The following is a 1,157-nucleotide window of genomic DNA, read 5'->3' on the forward strand; positions in this document are numbered from 1 at the left end:
GTTACTGAGCTTGAACTCGGGTTGTCGTAGCTGCTGACAGAGCTTGATCCTCGCGGTACGCCGTCTGTTATGAGGTACGCGCAGGGCGGCGGGCTGTCGGATGAGCGCCGGCAGTTCCGCGAGGGGATCAGGTTGAGGGCCGCCGAGCGGTTCGCTGCGGGTGAGCCGAGTTCGGTGATCGCGAAGGAGTTGCGGGTCAGCGTCCGGTCGGTGCAGCGGTGGCGGCGCACTTGGGACAAGGGCGGTCCGCGGGCGCTTCGGTCGGCGGGTTCGGCCTCGACGCCCAGGCTGAGTGAGGCCCAGTTCGCCCAGCTGGAGGTGGAGTTGGCCAAGGGCCCGGTCGCACACGGCTGGCCGGACCAGCGGTGGACACTGTCACGAATCAAGACCGTGGTCGGCCGTCGGTTCCACAAGAGCTACACCCTGCAAGGAGTGCGCAAGCTGCTGATGCGGCACGGCTTCTCCTGCCAGATCCCGGCGAGGAGAGCCATCGAACGTGACGAGGATGCGATCTGCGGCTGGGTGAAGGAGACCTGGCCGCAGGTGGAAGGACCGCGGCGGCGCTCGACGCATGGATCGTCTTCGAGGACGAGTCCGGCTTCTCGATGACGCCGCCGACCGCCCGCACTTGGGCCAGGCGTGGCCACACCCCCGTCATCCGGGTTCGTGGCCGCTCCCGCCGCCGCATCTCCATCGCTGCCCTGACCTGCTACAAGCCTGGTGAACGCTCCCGGCTGATCTATCGGCCGCGCCGTGACGACGGCCGACGCGATGGTCGTAAGAGCTTTGCCTGGACCGATTACCGTGACCTGCTCATCACTGCGCATCAGCAGCTCGGAGGGCCGATCGTGCTGGTCTGGGACAATCTCAACGTCCATCTTGCCTACGGAATGCGGCAGTTCGTCGCCCGGCAGGACTGGCTGACCGTCTACCAGCTGCCCTCCTACGCACCCGACCTCAACCCGGTCGAGGGCATCTGGTCTCTGTTGCGGCGCGGCTGGCTGTCCAACACCGCCTTCACCACCCCCGAGCACCTCATCCAGACCATCCGCCACGGCATGAGGAAGATCCAGTACCGGCCCCACCTCATCGACGGATGCCTCGCCGGGACCGGACTATCCCTCACCCCGACGACACCATGAGTTCAAGCTCAGTAG

At 66.4% G+C, this 1,157-nt stretch carries 2 protein-coding genes; both read left to right on the forward strand.

Annotated features, from left to right (window positions below; genetic code table 11):
- Positions 1-69 precede the first annotated feature (69 nt).
- Positions 70-609 (forward strand): winged helix-turn-helix domain-containing protein, encoded by a 540-nt coding sequence (locus KCH48_RS41840; protein ID WP_210582880.1) that lies wholly within the window; start codon positions 70-72, stop codon positions 607-609.
- Positions 606-1,142 carry a transposase gene (locus tag KCH48_RS41845; protein ID WP_246886773.1) on the forward strand — a complete coding sequence of 179 codons (537 nt, stop codon included), beginning with the start codon at positions 606-608 and terminating at the stop codon, positions 1,140-1,142. Before KCH48_RS41840 ends, KCH48_RS41845 begins: the two co-directional genes overlap by 4 nt.
- Positions 1,143-1,157: the final 15 nt, after the last annotated feature.

The sequence above is a fragment of the Streptomyces sp. GESEQ-4 genome, from assembly GCF_017948455.1.
Lineage (GTDB): Bacteria > Actinomycetota > Actinomycetes > Streptomycetales > Streptomycetaceae > Streptomyces.